Source organism: Pseudonocardia sp. MH-G8, assembly GCF_002262885.1.
Classification (GTDB): domain Bacteria; phylum Actinomycetota; class Actinomycetes; order Mycobacteriales; family Pseudonocardiaceae; genus Pseudonocardia.
Window position 1 is genome coordinate 53,891 of the sequence record NZ_NKYF01000030.1, and the last position, 18,119, is coordinate 72,009.

General features: G+C 73.3%; 17 protein-coding genes. 6 read left to right on the forward strand and 11 right to left on the reverse strand.

Features of this window, described 5'->3' with window-relative positions:
* Positions 1–12: 12 nt before the first annotated feature.
* The gene (locus tag CFP66_RS39290; protein WP_094930452.1) at positions 13–1,221 is read right to left on the reverse strand and encodes a M20 family metallopeptidase; all 1,209 of its coding nucleotides are present in this window, start codon (positions 1,219–1,221) and stop codon (positions 13–15) included.
* Positions 1,222–1,308: 87 nt separating this feature from the next.
* Here CFP66_RS39290 and CFP66_RS48285 point away from each other — a divergent pair, with 87 nt between their 5' ends.
* The 5 genes from CFP66_RS48285 (at position 1,309) to CFP66_RS39310 (ending at position 5,967) form a co-directional block, all read left to right on the forward strand.
* Entirely contained in the window at positions 1,309–1,446 is a 138-nt protein-coding gene (locus CFP66_RS48285; protein ID WP_158228394.1) for a hypothetical protein, read from the forward strand.
* Between the two features lie 53 nt (positions 1,447–1,499).
* A complete protein-coding gene (locus tag CFP66_RS39295; protein ID WP_094930453.1) occupies positions 1,500–2,534 on the forward strand; it encodes a LysR family transcriptional regulator in 1,035 nt (344 codons plus the stop codon).
* Between the two features lie 90 nt (positions 2,535–2,624).
* On the forward strand, positions 2,625–3,965 hold the full coding sequence (locus CFP66_RS39300; RefSeq protein ID WP_198961981.1) for an MFS transporter: 1,341 nt from the start codon (positions 2,625–2,627) through the stop codon (positions 3,963–3,965).
* Complete coding sequence (locus CFP66_RS39305) at positions 3,950–5,140, forward strand: CaiB/BaiF CoA-transferase family protein (RefSeq protein WP_094930455.1); 1,191 nt, start codon at positions 3,950–3,952, stop codon at positions 5,138–5,140. The genes CFP66_RS39300 and CFP66_RS39305 overlap by 16 nt, the downstream gene beginning before the upstream one ends.
* Positions 5,141–5,172: 32 nt before the next feature.
* Positions 5,173–5,967: an enoyl-CoA hydratase/isomerase family protein gene (locus CFP66_RS39310; protein ID WP_198961982.1), complete on the forward strand. Its 795-nt coding sequence runs from the start codon at positions 5,173–5,175 to the stop codon at positions 5,965–5,967.
* Between the two features lie 19 nt (positions 5,968–5,986).
* Here CFP66_RS39310 and hpaD read toward each other — a convergent pair whose 3' ends face one another.
* Genes hpaD through CFP66_RS39360 form a run of 10 tightly spaced genes read right to left on the reverse strand, consistent with a single transcriptional unit; the run spans position 5,987 to position 17,060 of the window.
* Positions 5,987–7,054, reverse strand: coding sequence for a 3,4-dihydroxyphenylacetate 2,3-dioxygenase (hpaD, locus tag CFP66_RS39315; RefSeq protein ID WP_094930457.1), 1,068 nt, complete (start codon positions 7,052–7,054; stop codon positions 5,987–5,989).
* Between the two features lies 1 nt (position 7,055).
* The gene (hpaE, locus tag CFP66_RS39320) at positions 7,056–8,567 is read right to left on the reverse strand and encodes a 5-carboxymethyl-2-hydroxymuconate semialdehyde dehydrogenase (RefSeq protein ID WP_094930458.1); all 1,512 of its coding nucleotides are present in this window, start codon (positions 8,565–8,567) and stop codon (positions 7,056–7,058) included.
* Positions 8,564–9,496 (reverse strand): 4-hydroxy-tetrahydrodipicolinate synthase, encoded by a 933-nt coding sequence (dapA, locus tag CFP66_RS39325; protein ID WP_094930459.1) that lies wholly within the window; start codon positions 9,494–9,496, stop codon positions 8,564–8,566. Before dapA ends, hpaE begins: the two co-directional genes overlap by 4 nt.
* Entirely contained in the window at positions 9,493–10,164 is a 672-nt protein-coding gene (locus CFP66_RS39330) for a GntR family transcriptional regulator (protein WP_094930460.1), read from the reverse strand. Before CFP66_RS39330 ends, dapA begins: the two co-directional genes overlap by 4 nt.
* Positions 10,161–11,621: a fumarylacetoacetate hydrolase family protein gene (locus tag CFP66_RS39335; protein ID WP_094930461.1), complete on the reverse strand. Its 1,461-nt coding sequence runs from the start codon at positions 11,619–11,621 to the stop codon at positions 10,161–10,163. The genes CFP66_RS39330 and CFP66_RS39335 overlap by 4 nt, the downstream gene beginning before the upstream one ends.
* A 26-nt stretch (positions 11,622–11,647) precedes the next feature.
* On the reverse strand, positions 11,648–13,051 hold the full coding sequence (locus tag CFP66_RS39340) for an MFS transporter (protein WP_094930462.1): 1,404 nt from the start codon (positions 13,049–13,051) through the stop codon (positions 11,648–11,650).
* Positions 13,052–13,073: 22 nt separating this feature from the next.
* On the reverse strand, positions 13,074–14,273 hold the full coding sequence (locus tag CFP66_RS39345; protein WP_094930463.1) for a cytochrome P450: 1,200 nt from the start codon (positions 14,271–14,273) through the stop codon (positions 13,074–13,076).
* Between the two features lie 21 nt (positions 14,274–14,294).
* Entirely contained in the window at positions 14,295–15,539 is a 1,245-nt protein-coding gene (locus CFP66_RS39350) for an NAD(P)/FAD-dependent oxidoreductase (protein WP_094930464.1), read from the reverse strand.
* Entirely contained in the window at positions 15,517–15,846 is a 330-nt protein-coding gene (locus tag CFP66_RS39355) for a 2Fe-2S iron-sulfur cluster-binding protein (protein WP_094930465.1), read from the reverse strand. Before CFP66_RS39355 ends, CFP66_RS39350 begins: the two co-directional genes overlap by 23 nt.
* Positions 15,847–15,869: 23 nt before the next feature.
* Positions 15,870–17,060 (reverse strand): cytochrome P450, encoded by a 1,191-nt coding sequence (locus CFP66_RS39360; protein WP_094930466.1) that lies wholly within the window; start codon positions 17,058–17,060, stop codon positions 15,870–15,872.
* Between the two features lie 109 nt (positions 17,061–17,169).
* On the opposite strand from CFP66_RS39360, the gene CFP66_RS39365 reads away from it, so the two are divergent.
* Positions 17,170–18,108 (forward strand): LysR family transcriptional regulator, encoded by a 939-nt coding sequence (locus tag CFP66_RS39365; protein WP_094930467.1) that lies wholly within the window; start codon positions 17,170–17,172, stop codon positions 18,106–18,108.
* Positions 18,109–18,119: the final 11 nt, after the last annotated feature.

Sequence of the window (18,119 nt, forward strand, 5' to 3'; positions counted from 1 at the left end):
ACCCGCGAGGACCTACCGGAAGGCGCGTGCGGCGAACAGGGCGTAGACCGCGGCGCACCGGCGCATGGCCGCCTCGTCGATGTACTCACCGGGGCCGTGCGACACGTCCAGGCGTCCGGCTCCGTAGCCGAACGCCGGGACGCCGAGCTGGGCGTACCAGCGGGTCTCCAGGATGCCGGGGCACAGCTCGAAGGCGGGTGCGACGCCCTCGACCTCGGCCACGGCGGCCGCGAGCGCCCGACCCGTCGGATGGTCTTCCTCGGTGCTGCCCGAGGGCTGGCGCTGCAGGATCTCGATCGAGACGTCCGCGCCGGCCGAGGCGGCGGCCGTGTCGATGACGTCGGTCAGCCGGGCGATCTCCTCGTCCAGATCCTCCTCGGGGTTGAAGCGGCGATCGATCGAGAACCAGGCGGAGCCGGGCACCGCGTTGAAGTTCACGCCGCTGCCGCTCGCTCCGCCCACGACCAGCATCGACCCCTTGACCGCGTCGTCGCCCATCGGGAACGACGTGCGCTTCTCGAGCAGCTCGCGCGCCAGGTCGTGCAGCGGCGCCGCCACGGCGACCATGTGCGCGAACGCGTTCACGCCCAGGTGCGCCTGCCCCACGTGCGCCTCGGTACCCGCGAACCCGACCTGCATGGTGAGGGCGCCACGGCTGGCGTGCCAGACGGCACCCGCGGTGGGTTCGGCGGTGAGCATGGCGCGTGCGGAGGTGTCGATGAGGCCGGCCCCCTGCAGGTGGCCGGAGCCGGCGTCGCTGCCGGTCTCCTCGTCGCACACGAGGTGGAACACGATCCTCCCCCCGCCGAGCAGTCCGAGCTCCCGGGCGGCCGCCGCGCCGTAGAGCATGGACACGATGCCGCCCTTCATGTCGGCGGTGCCCCTGCCGTACATCCGGCCGTCGCGACGCTCCGCGGCGAACTGGGACCGGCTCTGCGCGGGCACCACGTCGAAGTGGCCGTGGAAGTAGACGACCTCCGAACCTTCCCCGACCTGCCCGCGCACGACGCAGGGCTCCTCGAGGCGGTCGTGCGGCGCGAGCGGGATGATCTCCGGCGCGAAACCGAGCTCCTCCATCACCTCGCGCAGCCGGGCGGCGCAAATGCCCAGGCCACGGCCCGGCGGGTTCTCGGTGTCCATGCGGACGAGCTCGGCGAGCAGCCCGGCCATCTCCTCGGCGCGTGCCTCGACCCACTCCCGGACCGCCGTTGCCTCATCCATCAGGTGTCCCCTCCAGCGCGTCCGTCTACGAGCTCGGATACAACCACGGACGAGCCGGTCCTCCGAGCGGTTCACCGGATCACGGCCGTGGGCGCGGTATCGGTGATCAAGGACCTGTTCGTCGTCGACCGCGCGAGCCACTACGACCTCTACGACCGGCCCGCGTACGTCGATCAGGCCGTCGGGAAGCTCGGAGCCTTCTTCGAGGAGCACCTGTTGGGGTAGCTCGGGCCGGCACATCAGCGGAGGGCCACGCGTCCCCTGCCAGACTCGGGCCCGTGGACCTGCGCCAGCTCGAGTACTTCCTCGCCGTCGTCGAGCACGGCGGGGTGCACCGGGCGGCGGCCGCGTTGCGCGTCGCGCAGCCGTCGCTGAGCCAGTCCTTGCGTCGGCTCGAGCGGGACCTGCAGACGGACCTGTTCCACCGCGTGGGACGGGGCCTGGTGCTCGCGCCCGCAGGCGAGGCGCTGGTCGGACCGGCCCGTCAGATGCTGCGCACGCTCGGCTCGGCCTACGACGCGGTGCGCGAGGTCCGCGACCTCGAGGCCGGGCGGATCGACGTCGCCTCCCTCGCCGACCTCTCGGCGGACCCGGCCGCGATCTGGGTCGCCCAGTTCCGGGTCGCCAACCCCCGGGTCAGCGCGCGTATCGAGGAGCGGGGCGAGGTCTCGCAGGTCGCCGAGCTGGTGACCTCGGGCGAGTGCGAGGTCGGGGTCAGCGTCCTGCCCCATCCCCGCGACGGGCTCGTGCACGAAGGGCTGCTCACCCAGCACTTCGTGCTCGTCGCCCCGCCCGGGACCGACGACGGGTTCCCCGACACCGTGGAACTCGCGGATCTCGACGGTGTCCCCCTCGTGCTGGGCGAGCGGCACGCCACCACCCGCGAGTGGATCGAGGGGACCTTGCGGGCGGCCGACGTCGAGCCGCTGGTCTCGGTCGAGGTCCCGCAGCGGGGCGCGGTCCTGCCGATGGTCCTCAACGGTGGCGGCGCCGCGATCGTGCCGCTGCGCCTGGCGCTCGACGCGCACCTGCGCGACGCGGTGGTCCGGGAACTGGATCCGCCCCTGCGCCGCGAGATCGGGGTCGTCTACCGCGCGGGCCACCTGACCGCGGCGACGGCGGCCTTCCTCGACTTCACCCGCGACCGGGTGCGGTCCTGGGAACGCGCGATCGAGCAGCGGATGGCGACCGGGCTCGGGCGGGTGCAGGCCGCGGCGGAGACCGACCTCGCCGTCCGCCGGCGGCAACGCGGCGAGTTCTCCGAACGCTCGCCGGTCACGCGGATCCCCCACCGGTCGCCGGTCGACCGATAGTCAGGAGCAGTCGGACCGTGTGGTTTCACGTCTTTGACGCTGTCGGTCGGGAAGCCTTGACTGGTGGCCGGACCGACCGCGGGAGACACCATGGCAGAGACGCCACGAACCGAGCCTCCGACGACGGCGACATCGTCGGCCGGGGCCGCAGGAATGGTGCGGGGTGCGTGGACGGCCACCTTCCTCGCCTTCGCATTCATGCTCCTGAACTTCGCCGACAAGGCCGCGCTCGGGTTCGCCGGGAGCGCGCTCATGCGGGAGCTGGGCATCACGCCGGCCGAGTTCGGGGTCCTGCAGAGCTCCTTCTTCTGGCTGTTCGCCGTCGGGGCCCTGATCGTCGGCGCGCTGAGCACCAGGATCTCGGTCCGGGTGCTGCTGCCCACGCTGATGGGCATCTGGATTCTGACGATGGTCCCCCTGCTGTTCCCGGTCGGCTTCGGCCTGCTGCTGGTGTGCCGCGTGGTCCTCGGCTTCGCCGAGGGACCCGCGTACGCGCTGGCCACCCACGTCGTGCACTCCTGGTTCCCGCCCGAGAAGCGCGCCCTGCCCGCCGGGGTGATCAGCGCCGGGAGCTCGGTGGGCCCGCTGATCGCGGCACCGGTGCTGACCCTGGTGATCGCCACCTGGGACTGGCACGCGGCGTTCCTGGTGCTGATCGTCGCGGGTCTGGTCTGGCTGGTCACCTGGTTCCTGCTGAGCAGGCCATCGCCCGAGGAGGCGGTGCCGAGCGCGCCGGCTCGCGCCGCAACGGACTGGCGGCTGCTGGCCCGCCAGCTGCGCACGCCGACGATCCTGGGTGTCGCGCTGCTCGCGTTCGTCGGCTACTGGACCACCACGCTGCGGGTGTCCTGGCTGCCGCTCTACCTGGAGCAGGGCCTGGGTTACGACGCGATCTCCGCCGGGCGGCTGGTGACGGCGCCCTACGCGGTGGCGGCTGTCGCCGCCGTCGGCGCCGGGTTCCTGTCCAACCGGATGATCGCCGCCGGGGTGTCGCGGCGCTGGGCCCGCGGCGGGTTGTCCGTCGCCTTCGTGGTCAGCGGAGGGGTGAGCATGTACCTGTTCACCGCGGTACCCCCGGGTGCGGCGCAGATGGTCCTGGTCGCCTGCGCGTTCTCGCTGAACTCGGCCGCCTACGGGGTCGCGCTGACGATCGTCTCCGACCTCGTCCGACCCGGACACCGGGGCGCCGTTCTGGGCTGCCTGGTCGCCTTCTACAGCATGGCCGGCGTCATCGCGCCCCTCGTGCTGGGCTTCTCGATCGGTGACGGCGCCGACGTGACCACCGGCTACGGACACGGCTTCGCGATCAGCGCGCTGGTCATCGTCGTCGGCGGCCTGCTGTCGCTGGTCCTCATCAATCCCGAGCGCGACCTCGACCGGCTCGGGGAGCACGGGAACGGGGAGGTGGCGCCCGCGTGGAGCAGCCGCTGACCGGAGTCCGGGTCGTCGACTTCGGGCAGTTCATCGCCGCGCCGGCGGCCGGTGCGGCGCTGGCCGACATGGGCGCCGACGTGATCAAGGTCGAGCCGGTGGGCGGCGAGTCCGCCCGCCAGATCGGCGTCTACGGCCAGGCGATGGTGCGCGCCTACAACACGCGCAAGAGGTCGCTGGCGGTCGATCTGCGCGCACCCGACGGGCAGGCCGTGGCCCAGCGGCTCGTCCGGGGCGCCGACATCGTCCTGCAGAACCTGCGCACCGGCGTGATGGAGACCTTCGGTCTGGGGCCGGCCGACGTCCGCGCGGTCAACCCCGGCGTCGTCTACGGGTCGGTCAGCGGTTTCGGGCGCCACGGCCCCTCCCGGGACCGTCCGGGCTTCGACATCGCGGCGCAGGCGGAGAGCGGCCTGATGTCCGTCACCGGGGAGGCCGGCCGTGATCCGCAGCGGGTCGGGGTCCCGGTGGTCGACGCGGCGGCCGGGCACGTCCTGGCCGAGGCGGTGCTCGGGGCCTACATCGGCAGGCTGCGGTTCGGCACCGGTCGCGACGTGGAGGTCTCGCTGCTCGACGTGGCCATCCACCTGCAGGCCACCACCTGGGGCGAGTACTTCCTCACCGGGCAGGTGCCCGAGCGCAAGGGCAACGGGCAACCCACCGTGGCCCCGGCGGCAGACGTGGTGCACACCGCGGACGGAGCGATCGTGCTGTCCGCCTACACCCCCACCCACTTCACGAAGCTCTGCGCGCTCGTCGGGCGCCCCGACCTGGCCGACGACCCGCGGTTCGGCACCAACCCCGACCGGGTCGCGCACCGGGCCGCGCTGCTCGCCGAGCTCGCCCCGGCGTTCCGGGACCTCACCAGCGAGAAGGCGCTCGACATGCTCGTCGGCAACGGGATCGTCGCGGGTGCGATCAACAGCTACGCCCAGGTGGTGACGCACCCCGACGTCCGCGCCTCGGGCACGTTCGTCGACGTGGTCGGCGACAACGCCGAGCCCTACACCGTCGTGCGCTCGCCGTGGCGCGACGGCGTGGACGAGGCGCCCTCGCCCACACCGGCACCGCGGGTCGGCCGGCACACCCGAGAGATCATGACCGAGCTCGGCTACCCCGCACCCGAGATCGGCGATCTGGTCCGGCGCGGCGTCGTCCGCGCCGGCGAGGAATGAGCGCCGCGCACCCGGCGGCTGGAGGAGGTCACGTGCCCGCAGGCGTGGATCGCACGGACGGCGACGGCATCGCCACGCTGACGCTGCGCAACGAGGGCCGCCGCAACGCGCTCGCGGTCGACCTGTTCGACGACCTGGATCGCGAGCTGGACGGCCTCGAGAGCGACCCCGGGATCCGGGTCGTCGTGATCACCGGGCACGGATCGGCGTTCTCGGTGGGCGCGGACCTCGCCGCGCCGTCGCACCGCCGCACGTTGCGCGGCGACTCGGTGAGCGCGGACCTGGCCCGGCTGCGCCGCGTCGGCCGGATCGCCGAACGCCTGCACCGGCTGCCGCAGGTCAGCGTGGCGGCGGTCAACGGGGCCTGCGCCGGCGCGGGCCTGTCCCTCGCGCTGGCCTGCGACCTGCGGATCGCGGCCGACACGGCGGTCTTCAACACCGCGTTCCTGGGCGCGGGCCTGTCCGGCGACCTCGGCGGGATCTGGTTCGCCACCCGCATCCTCGGCCAGGCACGGGCCCGCGAGCTGTTCCTGCTCCCCGGGCGGCTCCCCGCGCGGGACGCGTGCGCCGCGGGCCTGGTGACCAGGGTGAGCCCCGACGAGTCCTTCGCCGCCGACCTCGCCGCGCTCACCACCCGGCTCGCCGGCGGCGCCCCCCGGGCCGTCCGGGCGATGAAGGACAACCTGCGCGACGCCGACCGGCTACCGCTGGCGGACTACCTCGACGTCGAGAGCGAACGCATGGTCTCGACGTTCCACACCGACGACGCCCGCGAGGCGGCACACGCGTTCCTCGAGCGCCGCGAGCCGGTCTTCACCGGCAAGTAGTGGCCGCGATCCAGCTCGCTCAGACCTGGCTGCCCAGCTTGAACCCGCGCGGGTCGGCCCCGGCTTCCCCGGGCCGGGTGTAGGAGAACCCGTCCGCCCCGACCGTCACCTCGGCCTCCTCCGCCTCGGTGCGCTCCTGCAGCGGGCGCGGTTCCCCGTCGAGGTCCAGGACCGGCGACGCCTCGGCGTACCACGACGCGACGACGGGGTTGCCCCACCAGTCGCGGCGCTGGTTGTCGTGCACGTCCCAGCGGATCACCGGGTTGTCCGGGTCGCCGGTGTAGTAGTCGTGGGTGTAGATCTCGATGCGGTGCCCGTCGGGGTCGCGCAGGTAGAGGTAGAAGGCGTTGGAGACACCGTGCCGGCCCGGACCGCGCTCGATCATGTCGGAACGGCGCGCCGCGCCCAGGTGGTCGCACAGGTGCAGGATCTGGCTGCGCTCGTGCGTGGCGAAGGCGATGTGGTGCATGCGCGGCCCGTCGCCGCCGGTGAGGGCGATGTCGTGCACCGTGGGCTTGCGGTACAGCCAGGCCGCGTACACCGTGCCGTCGGCGTCCTCGATGTCCTCCGACACCTTGAACCCGAGTCCCTCGTAGTAGCGCTGCGCCGCGGGGACGTCGGGTGTCACCACGTTGAAGTGGTCCAGGCGGCTGATCGCGCCGGCGCCGTGCAGGTCGTAGCGCTGGGTGAGGCGCTCGACGTGCTCGGCGTCGAAGAATAACTCCACGGGGAAGCCCAGCGGGTCCTCGATCCGGACGGCCTCACCGATCCCCCGGGTCGCGCCGGCCGGCACCCGCTCGACGCGCACCCCCAGATCCCGGTAGTACGCCTCGGCCCGGTCCACCTCGGCGGGCGAACGCACCCGGTAGGCCAGCCGCGCGCACGCGGCGGTCTCCCCGCGGCGCAGCACGAGCGAGTGGTGCAGGTACTCCTCGAAGGCGCGCAGGTAGAGCGCGTCGGGCTCCTCGGCGGTGACGACCAGCCCGAGCAGGTCGACGTAGAACCACCTGGCCGCGGCGAGGTCGGTGACCACGAGCTCGGCGTACGCGCAGCGGATGACATCGGGTGGTCCAGGGGTCACAGCCATGTCAGCTCGCTCCGAACCGCGGCGTGTGCACCTCGCCGAGCGTGACGTGCACGGCCTGCTCCTCGGTGTAGAAGTCGATCGAGCGGTGGCCACCCTCGTGACCCAGCCCCGACGCCTTCACCCCGCCGAACGGGGTGCGCAGGTCGCGGACGTTGTGCGAGTTCAGCCAGACCATCCCGGCCTCGATCGCCTGTGCGACGCGGTGGCCACGGGCGAGGTCGCGGGTCCAGACGTAGCCCGCGAGCCCGTACCGGACGTCGTTGGCGAGCGCGACCGCCTCCGCCTCGTCGTCGAACGGGGTGAGCGCCGCGACGGGGCCGAAGATCTCCTCCTGGAAGATCCGCGCCGTCGGCGGGACGTCGGCGAACACGGTGGGCGCCACGTAGTTGCCCCCGGGCAGGTGCTCGGGACGCCCGCCGCCCGCCACCAGCCGGCCCTCGGTCTTCCCGATCTCCACGTACCCCAGCACCCGCTCGTGGTGCTCCGGGTGCACCAGCGCACCGACCTCGGTGCGCGGGTCGTGCGGGTCGCCGACGACGACGTTGCGGGCCCGCTCGGCGTAGCGCTGCACGAACTCGTCGTAGACGCTGCGCTGCACGAGGATGCGCGAGCCCGCCGTGCAGCGCTCCCCGTTGAGGGAGAACACGCCGAACACCGACGAGTCCAGCGCGGCGTCGAGATCGGCGTCGTCGAAGATCACGACCGGGGACTTGCCGCCGAGCTCCATCGACAGCCCCTTGAGGTGCGGGGCGGCCGCGCGGAAGATCTCCCGGCCGGTCGTGGTCTCGCCGGTGAACGAGATCAGCCGGGTGCCGGGGTGGGCGACGAGCGCGGCGCCCGCCTCCTCGCCGATGCCGTTGACCAGGTTGAACACACCCTGCGGCAGGCCGGCCTCGGTGAAGATCTGCGCCCACAGGCTCGCCGAGAGCGGGGTGAACTCGGCCGGCTTGAGCACCACCGTGCAGCCCGCCGCGATCGCCGGCGCCAGCTTCCAGGACTCCAGCATGAACGGGGTGTTCCACGGCGTGATCAGCCCCGCGACCCCGACCGGCTTGCGGTTGACGTAGTTGATCTGGCGGCCCGGCACCTTGTAGGCGTCGTCGGTCTGGCCCACGATCAGGTCGGCGAAGAACCGGAAGTTCTCCGCGGCCCGCTGCGCCTGGCCCAGCGCCTGCGTGATCGGCAGGCCGGTGTCGAACGTCTCGAGGTCGGCGAGCCGGGCGTCCTGCGCCTCCACCAGGTCGGCGATCCTGTTGAGCACGCGGGCCCGGGCGCGCGGCGCCATCGTCGGCCACGGGCCCTCGGTGAACGCGCGGTGCGCGGCGGACACGGCGGCGTCGACGTCCTCGGCCTGGCCCGCGGAGGCGGTGGCGTAGGTGCGGTTGGAGACCGGGTCGAGCACCTCGAACGTCGCGCCGCCGACCGAGTCGCGCAGCTCGCCGTCGATGTAGTGCTGCAGGTGCGTGGGCAGCCCCTCGGGGACGTGCCGGCTCACGGACTGCGTCTGCGTCATACGGCGACCTCCACGGGGGTCAGGTACTGATCGGCGGCCGCGGCGAGCGCGCGGACCTTTTCCTGCCCGCTCTCGGTGAGCGGGATGAGCGGGGACCGGACGTGATCGCTCGTGATCAGCCCCCGCTCCTTCATCAGCCACTTGGCCGGGGCCGGGTTCGTCTCGACGAACAGCAGGTCCACCAGCGGGTGCACCCCGAAGTGGATCTCGCGGGCCCGCTGCGCGTCGCCCGCGACCGCCGCCTCGTACATCTGCGCGACGGCGGCCGGGGCGATGTTGGCCAGCGCCGAGACGAAGCCTGCGCCACCCAGCGGCAGGAGCGGCAGGCACAACAGCTCGATGCCGGACCAGACGAGCAGGTCGGGGCCCGCGGCGTGCAGCACGCGGGAGAAGTGCTCGAAGTCCTTGGTCGTCTCCTTGACCCCGACGAAGTTGTCGTGGTCGCGGTGGAGGCGCCCGACCGTCTCCGGGGCGATGTCCACGGCGGTGCGCGACGGGACGTTGTAGGCCACGATGGGCAGGTCCGGGAACTCGCGCGCGACCGTCGAGTACCAGACGTACAGCGCTTCCTGGGTGGGCCGCGCGTAGTACGGGGTGATGACGAGAGCCGCGTCCGCGCCCGCATCCCGGGCCGCCGCGGTCAGTTCCAGGGTCTCGGCGAGCTTCGCCGAACCGGTGCCCGGCAGGAACGGCACGCGGTCGCCGATCTCGGCGGCGACGGTGCGGATGCCCTCCGCGCGCTCGGCGATCGACTGCGCCGACGGCTCGCCCGTCGAGCCGCCGAGCGAGATGCCGTGCGAACCCGCGGCGAGCTGCCAGCGCACGAGGGTGCGCAGGGCCTCGTGGTCCACGTCCCCCGCGTCGGTGAACGGGGTGACCAGCGGGGCGATCGAACCGCGGATCTGCGCGGGGTCGGAACGGAATCTCATGCTGATCCTTTCTGGCTGTCCAGGACGGCACGCACCGTGGCCTCGCGGTGGCCGCGGGCGGCGGCCTCGATCTCGGCCGGGGCCGCGCCGCGCACGACGAGGTCCAGGAGCGCGTCGTGCTCGCGCACCGACTCCGCCGCGCGGTCGGGCACGAACGAGAACACCGACGACCGCAGGCCCGACACCCGCGCCCACCCGCGCTCGACGAGGTCGAGCAGGTGCGGGTTCGGGCACGGGTCGGTGAGCACGCGGTGGAACTGCTGGTTGAGTCGGCTGTGACGCAGCGGGTCGAGGTCGTCGAGCCCGTCACGCATGGCGTCGTTCAGGCGGCGCGCCTCGGCGAGGGCGCCGTCCGGGAGGTGCGCGGCGGCCATCCCGGTGGCCGCGCCCTCGACCACGGCGAGCGTCTCCACCGCCCAGCGGTACTCGACGGGGTCCAGCCCGCGGACCGTGGCGCCGACGTTGCGCACGACCTCGACGAGGTTCTCCGCCTCCAGGCGGCGGACCGCCTCGCGCACCGGCACTGTCGAGACCCCGAGCTCCTTGCCCAGCACGCCCAGCACCAGGCGGTACCCCGGGGTGTAGGCCCCGCTCCGGATGCGTTCGCGGATGAGGTCGTAGGCGAGGTCGACCTTGGAGACGGGCGGGGCCACGGAGGGGGACGTCACGACGGGCCCTGATCGGCGTCGTACCGCTCGCGCCACGGCCCCGACAGCGGGTAGAGCCCCTGCAGCCCGGCGCCCTCGGCCACCCGGGCGGCGATCCACTCCTCCTCGCGCTCCTGCTGCTCGGCGGCGGCGAGCACCTCCTCGACCAGGCCCGGCGGGATCACCACGACCCCGTCGTCGTCGGCCACGATCACGTCGCCGACCTGCACCGTGGCTCCCCCGCAGGCGATGGTGACGTCGCCCTCCCACGGGACGTGGCGCCTGCCCAGCACCGCCGGGTGCTGCCCGGAGGTGTAGACCGGGATGTCGATCGCGGCGACGGCGACCGCGTCCCGGGCGGCGCCGTCGGTGATGATCCCGGCGGCGCCGCGCACCTGCGCGCGCAGCGCGAGGATGTCGCCGAGCGTGCCGGCCGTGGGGTCCCGGCGGGCCTCCATCACGAGGACCTCCCCCGGTCCGATCGAGTCCACCGCCCGCTTCTGCGCGTTGTAGCCGCCCCCGTGTGCGGCGAACAGGTCGGGCCGGAACGGGACGTAGCGCAGCGTGCGAGCGGTGCCGACCAGCCGCCGCCCCGGGACCAGCGGCCGCACCCCGTCGATGCTCGCGTCGTCGAAGCCGCGCCTGCGCAGCTGCACCGACAGCGTCGCGACGGCGACGTGGTGCAACCGCTCGCGGAACTCGGGCGACAGCCCGGGTGGCCCGGACGGTGGCGTGCCCCAGGCGTCGGCGCGCACCGCGTCGTCGACGTGCGCGGGCGAACCCCACGGGGCCAGCGGCGGGCCCTCGACGACCGACGTGCGCAGCCGTCCGGTGCTGCGGGTGCCGTCGACCGTGCCGACCTCCACCTCGACCACCTGCCCCGGCTGTGCCACGGACGCTCCGGCGGGCGTGCCGGTGAGGACGACGTCGCCCTCCTCGAGCGTGAGCATCCGCGACAGGTCGGCCACCAGGTGGCCGAAGTCGAACAGCAGCGTGGCGCTCGTGTCGTCCTGAACGAGCTCGCCGTCCAGCCAGGTGCGGATCCGCAGGCCGGCGGGGTCCAGCCCGGCCGCGGGCAGGAGCTCGGGCCCGAGCGGCGTGTAGCCGTCACCGCCCTTGGAGCGCACGTTCGAGCCCCGGTCGGCGGTGCGCAGGTCCTGCAGGCCCAGGTCGTTCGCCGCCGTCACCCAGCCCACGTGCGCCCAGCCGTCCTCCGGCCGCACGTGCCGGGCCGGGGTGCCGATGACGAGCGCGATCTCGCCCTCGAACGCCAGCAGCTCGGTGCCCCCGGGCTTCTCCACGCTGCCGGACCCCGTCAGGGAGGAGGACGGCTTCAGGAAGTACGACGCCGCTGCCGGCGTCCGCCCGCGCTGGGCGGCGCGCGAGGGGTAGTTGAGGTGGACCGCGACGACCTTCCCCGGCCGCCTGCCCAGCGTTGCGGTCACCGCGTCCGGTGCCCCGGGCTCAGGTGTGGGCATGCGAGTTCCTCTCTCAGCCGTGTCGTCTACGGGATCGTATATCTTCTAGTGTTCGATCGCGACCCGCCCGCTCGCTCGAGGAGCGTGGCTCCCACCTCCTGTTCGGCCTGGTTCTCCACCCCGAGGTCTATGCCGGTCCGGTCACGCAGGAGCGCGGTGGCCGCGACCGCGAGCACGAACATGCCGAGCAGGTACACCCCCACCGCGTGGACGCTCCCGGTCGACTGCACGAGTGCGGTGGCGATTGTCGGGGCGAACGCACCGCCCAGGACGGCGCCGAGCGCGTACGAGATCGCCACCCCGGAGAAGCGCACCGACGCGGGGAAGATCTCCGAGTACCACGCGGCCTGCGGGCCGTAGGCCAGTCCGAGCCCGAACGTGAACAGCGCGAGCCCGAGGAACAGCAGCCCGGCGTCGCCCGAGTCCACCAGCAGGAACATCGGGAAGACGGTCACGATGAGGCTGCCGTAGCCGATGAGGTAGGTCCGCTTGCGGCCGATGCGGTCGGCGAGGTACCCGGACAGGTAGGTGGTCAGCGCCCACAGGGCCGCGGCACCGGTGATGGCCAGCAGGACCGGGGTGCGCTCGAGACCGACCGGCCCGTCGGGGTCGGTGGCATAGCTGATCACGAACCCGCCGGTGGTCATGTAGCCGGCCGCGTTGTTGCCCGCGAAGACCAGGGCCGCCAGCACCACGAGCAGCCAGTGCTTGCGGAACAGCTCCACGACGGGCACCTTCGTCCGCTGTTGCCGCGCAGCCATCTCGGCGAAGACGGGGCTCTCGTCCACCGATCGGCGCACGACGTACCCGACGCCGACCAGGACGACGCTGAGCAGGAACGGCACCCGCCAGCCCCATTCCAGGAAGGCCGGGCCCGGCGCGATCACGCCCGTCATGAGCGCGGTCACGCCGGAAGCGAGCAGCATCCCCAGCGGCACCCCGAGCTGCGGGAACGCCCCGGCACGGCCCCTGCGGTCGCGTGGGGCGTGCTCGACGGCCATCAGCACGGCGCCGCCCCACTCCCCGCCCGCCGAGACGCCCTGCAGGATGCGCAGGACGAGCAGCAGGACGGGCGCGAGCACACCCGCCGTCTCGTAGGTGGGCAGCAGGCCGATGAGGCTGGTCGTGCCGCCCATGAGCAGCAGCGTGAGCACGAGCATCGCGCGCCGCCCGATCCGGTCGCCGAAGTGCCCGGCGAGGAACGCGCCGAGCGGGCGGAAGACGAAGCTGATCCCGACGGTCGCGAACGACAGCAGCAGCCCGATCTCCGCGCCGGCCGGGGCGAAGAACAGCTGGGAGAACACGAGACCCGCGGCCGTGCCGTAGATGAAGAAGTCGTACCACTCGATCGTCGTGCCGACGACGGTCGCCATGGCGACCCGCCGCTGGGTGGCTGCCGCGCTGCGCGCAGGCGCCTGTGCACTGGTCATGTCGGTTCCTCGGGTGCGTGGGTCAGGAGTCCCAGGTGACGGGGAGGGTGGTCAGGCCGCGGAAGACCCAGCCGTGCCAGGCCTCGGCGCGGCGGGGGTCGGTGCGCAGGCCGGGCAGGTGCGCGTGGAGCAGCGGCACCGCGATCTCGCCGATGGACATCCGGGCGGCCCAGTGCCCCGCGCACAGGTGCACGCCGCTGCCGAACCCGAGGTGCGGCTGCCTCGGGCGCGAGATGTCGAAGGCGTCGGGCCGCTCGAAGACGGTGGCGTCCCGGTTCGCCGCGGCCACGACCACGCCGAGCGGCGCACCCGCCGGGAGCGGCACGCCCTGCAGCGCCACCGGGCGCGTCGTCTCCCGCGGGTACATCCCGATGGGCGCGAGCCAGCGCACGGTCTCCTCGAAGACCGCGGGCCACAGCGCCGGGTCGGCGAGCACGCGGTCGCGCTGGTCCGGGTATCGGGAGAGCGCCCACACAGCCCCCGTCACGACGTGCTGCGGCTCGTTCATGCCGCCGGAGATCGTCAGCTTCACGTTCGCGGCGACGTCGGAGAGCGGGAGCCCGCCGTGGGCCAGCGCCGAGGTGATCGTGTCGTCGGGGTGCGCGCGGTAGTGCGGGACCAGCTCGTCGAGCAGCGCGTCGACCTCGCTGCGGGCGGCGTCGCACTGCCGCCAGATCTCGGGGTCGTCGTGCAGGTTGCCGGTGCCGGCGATGAACGCGTGCGACCACCGCTGCATGTCCGCGACGCCGGCGCCCTTCAGACCGAGGAGGTCGATGAGGTTCTGCGCCGCGACCGGACCGGCGTAGTCCCGGTTCAGGTCGGCCTCGTCCGGGCCGCGCCCGTGCAGGACCTCCAGGTGGGTGCGCGCGTTGCGGTCGAACACCGGCACCCACCGCGCGCGCAGGGTCTTCGGCCGCAGCACGGGGTTGACCGCCCGCCGCTCGCAGGCGTGCGCGGGATCGTCCTTGCGCAGCATCGGCGGGGCCCCGAGTGCCCGGGCCAGCGTGGCAGCGCCGCCGCTCACGTTCGCGCTGAACGTCTCCTGGTCCTCCTCCACGGCGCGGCAGGCCGCGGAGGACGTGACGAGGTAGCGGCGCAGCGGTGGCACCCACGCCACCGGTGACTCGGCGAGCAAGCGCCGGTAGGTGGGATGGGGGTCGGCGGACATCGCCGCCGGGTCGACCCAGTCGGCCGTCGGGACGGTGGATGACGTCGTTGTCATGGGGCTCCTTCGGTGATCCGGTCAGGCGGCGACCGGCGACCTGGCGAACTCCTTGAGGCTGAAGGCCGGATCCCGCAGCGCACCGGGGTCCGGGGAGCGCCCGGCCGCGAGCAGTCGTCGCGCGGCCATGTGATCGGCCGGTCGGTCGACCGATTCGACGGCGGCGAGGCGCCCGTCGCGGAAGCAGCAGACGGAGAACCTGCCGGTGGCGGGATCACCGCAGAGGACGGTCTCGTCGCCGGGCAGGCGCACCCCGGCGATCTGCAGCTTCAGCGGGCCCTGGTGGCTCCAGAACCACGGCACCTCGCTGTAGGGGCGGGCGTCGCCGAGGATCGCGGCGGCGACGTGCCTGCCCTGGTCGGCCGCGTTCTGCACCGATTCGAGGCGGATCCGGGTGCCGGTGTGGGCACTCGGGTGGTTCGCGCAGTCGCCCACCGCGTAGATCGCCGGGTCGGGCGTGCGCAGGCTCCCGTCCACGACGACCCCGTCGGCCACGGGCAGCCCTGCGGCGGCGGCGAGCGCGGTACGCGGCACCACCCCGGTCCCGACCAGCACGAGGTCCGCCCGGTACTCGCTTCCCGCGCTGCCCACGGCGCCGGTCACGCGGCCCCGGCCGGTGAGGGCCGTGACGGCCTCGCCCAGCCGCAGGTCGGTACCGGCGCGCCGGTGCACCTCGGCGACGTGGTCGGCCGCCTCCCGCGAGAGCACCCGGGCCAGCGGCCGGTCCGCGGCCTCGAGGACCGTCACGCCCAGCCCGTGCGCACGGGCCGCGGCGGCGACCTCCAGCCCCACGAAACCGGCGCCGACCACGAGCACGGACCGCGCTCGGGACAGCCCGGCCCGCAGCGCCTCGGCGTCGGGCAGGGTGCGCAGGGCGTGGACGCCGGCCAGATCGGCCCCGGGCACCGGGAGCGTGCGGTTGGCCGCCCCCGTGGCGAGCACGAGGACGTCGTAGGGCAGGGCGGCGCCGTCGTCGAGCGCGACGGTGCGGGACGCGCGGTCCAGCGCGGTCGCGGCCACCCTGCGCAGGTCGATCCGCTGGTCGACGAAGAACCGCTCGGCCCGCAGCGGTAGCGCCACGGGCGCTGCGCCGGGCGCCAGGTGCTCCTTCGACAGCGGCGGCCGCTGGTAGGGCAGCGCCGGCTCGTCACCGACGAGGGTGATCGGCCCGTCGTGGCCGCCCGCCCGCAGGGCAGCGGCGGTCTGCACGCCCGCCTGCCCGGCACCGATCACGACGACGCGGTCAGATCTGGCTCGCGGGCACATCGACCTCGACCTCCTCGAGGCCATCCGCGCCCAGCGTCAGCTGGCACCCGAGCCTGCTGCGCCGCTCGTCACGCGGCGCGGCCGTGCACTCGAGCATCTCCTCCTCGTCCTCGCTCATCGCCGGCAGCGCGTCGAGGAAGGGCTCACGCACGTACACGTGGCACGTGGCGCACATGGCCTGTCCCCCGCACTCGCCGACGATGCCGGCCACACCGTTCTGCACGGCCGCGCGCATGACGTTCGAGCCGGCATCGACGTCGACGACGTCGGCCGCTCCCCCGTCGCGATGGAAGATCACCTTGGACATGCAGCACTCTCCTGGAACAACGGTCAGCCCCACCGCACGGGCAGGTCGGTCACACCGCGGAACACCCAGCCGCCCACCACCGCGGGGTGGGCCGGGTCGAGGCGCAGCCCCGGGAGCTCCGCGAACAGGCGCGGTAGCGCCACGGCCACCACCGACGCCCTGGCGATCCACGCGCCCGCACAGAAGTGGTTGCCACCACCGAACGCGAGATGGGGCTTCTTCGGCCGGTCGATGTCGTAGGACTCCGGGTCGGTGAAGACCTCGGGATCGCGGTTGGCCGCACCGACGACCACGCCCAGGCGCGCGCCGCGCGGCACGGCCATGCCGGCGAGCTCGGTGTCCCGGGTGGCCTCGCGGGGATACATGCTGATCGGCGCGACCCAGCGGATCGACTCCTCGAACGCATCCGACCAGCGCTCGCCCGTGAGCACGCCCGCGAGTTGGTCGGGGTGCGAGAGCAGCGCCCAGGTGGTCGTCGCGATCGCGTCGCGGGGCTCGTTCAGCCCGCCGCCGATGGTCATCTTCAGGTTGGCACGCAGCGATTCGAGCGGCATCGGCGTGCCCGCCAGCTGCGCCAACAGGCTCGCGTCCGGGTCGGAGCGCAGGACGGGCAGCATCTCGTCGATCGCGGCGTCGACCTCGGCGGAGGACCGCTCCGCCACCGCCCACACGTCCGGGTCGTCGGCGTAGTTGCCGGTGCCGTCGATGAGGGTCTGCGACCAGCGCTGCAGGTCCTCATGGCCGGCGTTGCGGAACCCGAGGACGGCGCGCAGGTTCTCCGCCGCGTACGGCGCCGCGAACTCCGACACCAGGTCCGCACCCGGCCCCGCGTCCCGCAGCCGGGCCAGGTAGGTCGTGGCGTTGCGCGCGAACACCTCGCTCCAGTGCTGCGTGATCGCCTTGGGCCGCAGGACACCGCCGTAGGCCTTGCGCTCCACGCCGTGCTCGGGGTCGTCCTTGCGGAGCATGCTGTGCCCCATCGACCGCTTCATCAGCGAGCCGGTCTCGTCCGCCGAGAACCGCTCCTGGTCGAGCTCGACCGTGTGGCAGGCCTCGTGCCCGATCACCAGGTACCGGTTCACGGTCGGGACCCAGTGGATCGGGGCGATGCCCCGCAACCGCTGGTAGATCGGGTAGGGGTCGGCGTACAGGTCCGGGATCGTCACCCGGTCCGCAACCGGGATCGGTCTGGCCCCCGTCATCTCCACGGTCATCGTCGACCCCGCCCTTCCACTCCGCTCCGAGTCGCTGATGAGTGTGGGCACGACCACCTCCACAGGTAAACTTCAAATAAGCTCCCATAAACCCAAGGAGAAGTTCGGTATGGCGGCGTACACCCTGAAGCAGCTCGCCTACTTCGTGGCGGTCGCCGACGCCGGATCGATCTCCGGCGCCGCAGCGTCGCTGCACGTCACGCCGACGGCCGTCGCCTCCGCCATGACCGATCTGGAGCGCGTCCTGCAGACCCAGCTCATGGTCCGCCGCAAGGCGCACGGAGTGGCGCTCACGCCGACGGGTGCCTTCCTGCACGAGCGCGCGAGGACGCTGCTGCGCGACGCCGACGAGCTCGAGTTCGCCGCGGCCAGCGGCGGCACGGAGCTCGCCGGGCCGCTGGTCCTCGGCTGCTACGTCACAATCGCGCCGACGATCGTCCCGATGCTGATGGAGTGGATCGCCACGCAGCACCCGAAGGTGGAGCTCACCGTCGTCACGGGCAGCCAGGCCGAACTCCCCCAACGGCTCCTCGCCGGGGCGCTGGACCTCGCGATCGGTTACGACATCGCGCTGCCCGACGGCCTGGAGTCGGTGCTGCTGTACCGGACACCCGCCTACGTCCTGCTCCCGGACGGCCACCCCCTCGCCGCGCACGACGTCGTGCCGCTGCACGCCCTCGCGGACGAGCCGCAGATCCTGCTCGACATCCCCCCGGCGGCGCAGCACACGCTCCTGCTGTTCGAGCGCGCCGGGATCACCCCGCGGATCGCCCGACGCACATCCGACTTCGAGCTCACGCGCTCGCTGGTCGCCAGGGGGTTCGGCTACGCCATCCTCATCCAGCGGCCGACCGTCGACCGCACGTACGAGGGCCTGCCGGTGGTCGTCCGCGAGATCACACCCGCCAGCCCGAGCGGCGGTGTGCGGATGCTCTGGCCGCGCGGGGTGCGGCTGTCGGACCGCGCCGCCGCGATGGTCACCTTCGCCACCGAGCACGCCCACGACCTCGACCCGCGGATGCGGCGCCAGGCGCTCGACCTGCCCTGAGACGGCCGGGG

Coding starts and splice junctions, on each gene's coding strand:
- CFP66_RS39290 (WP_094930452.1), bottom strand. CDS start 1,221: ATGGATGAGGCAACGGCGGTCCGGGAGTGGGTCGAGGCACGCGCCGAG.
- hpaD (WP_094930457.1), bottom strand. CDS start 7,054: ATGGCTGTGACCCCTGGACCACCCGATGTCATCCGCTGCGCGTACGCC.
- CFP66_RS39355 (WP_094930465.1), bottom strand. CDS start 15,846: ATGTCCAAGGTGATCTTCCATCGCGACGGGGGAGCGGCCGACGTCGTC.
- CFP66_RS39350 (WP_094930464.1), bottom strand. CDS start 15,539: ATGTGCCCGCGAGCCAGATCTGACCGCGTCGTCGTGATCGGTGCCGGG.
- CFP66_RS39335 (WP_094930461.1), bottom strand. CDS start 11,621: ATGCCCACACCTGAGCCCGGGGCACCGGACGCGGTGACCGCAACGCTG.
- CFP66_RS39365 (WP_094930467.1), top strand. CDS start 17,170: ATGGCGGCGTACACCCTGAAGCAGCTCGCCTACTTCGTGGCGGTCGCC.
- CFP66_RS39360 (WP_094930466.1), bottom strand. CDS start 17,060: ATGACCGTGGAGATGACGGGGGCCAGACCGATCCCGGTTGCGGACCGG.
- CFP66_RS39345 (WP_094930463.1), bottom strand. CDS start 14,273: ATGACAACGACGTCATCCACCGTCCCGACGGCCGACTGGGTCGACCCG.
- hpaE (WP_094930458.1), bottom strand. CDS start 8,567: ATGACGCAGACGCAGTCCGTGAGCCGGCACGTCCCCGAGGGGCTGCCC.
- CFP66_RS39300 (WP_198961981.1), top strand. CDS start 2,625: ATGGCAGAGACGCCACGAACCGAGCCTCCGACGACGGCGACATCGTCG.
- dapA (WP_094930459.1), bottom strand. CDS start 9,496: ATGAGATTCCGTTCCGACCCCGCGCAGATCCGCGGTTCGATCGCCCCG.
- CFP66_RS39340 (WP_094930462.1), bottom strand. CDS start 13,051: ATGACCAGTGCACAGGCGCCTGCGCGCAGCGCGGCAGCCACCCAGCGG.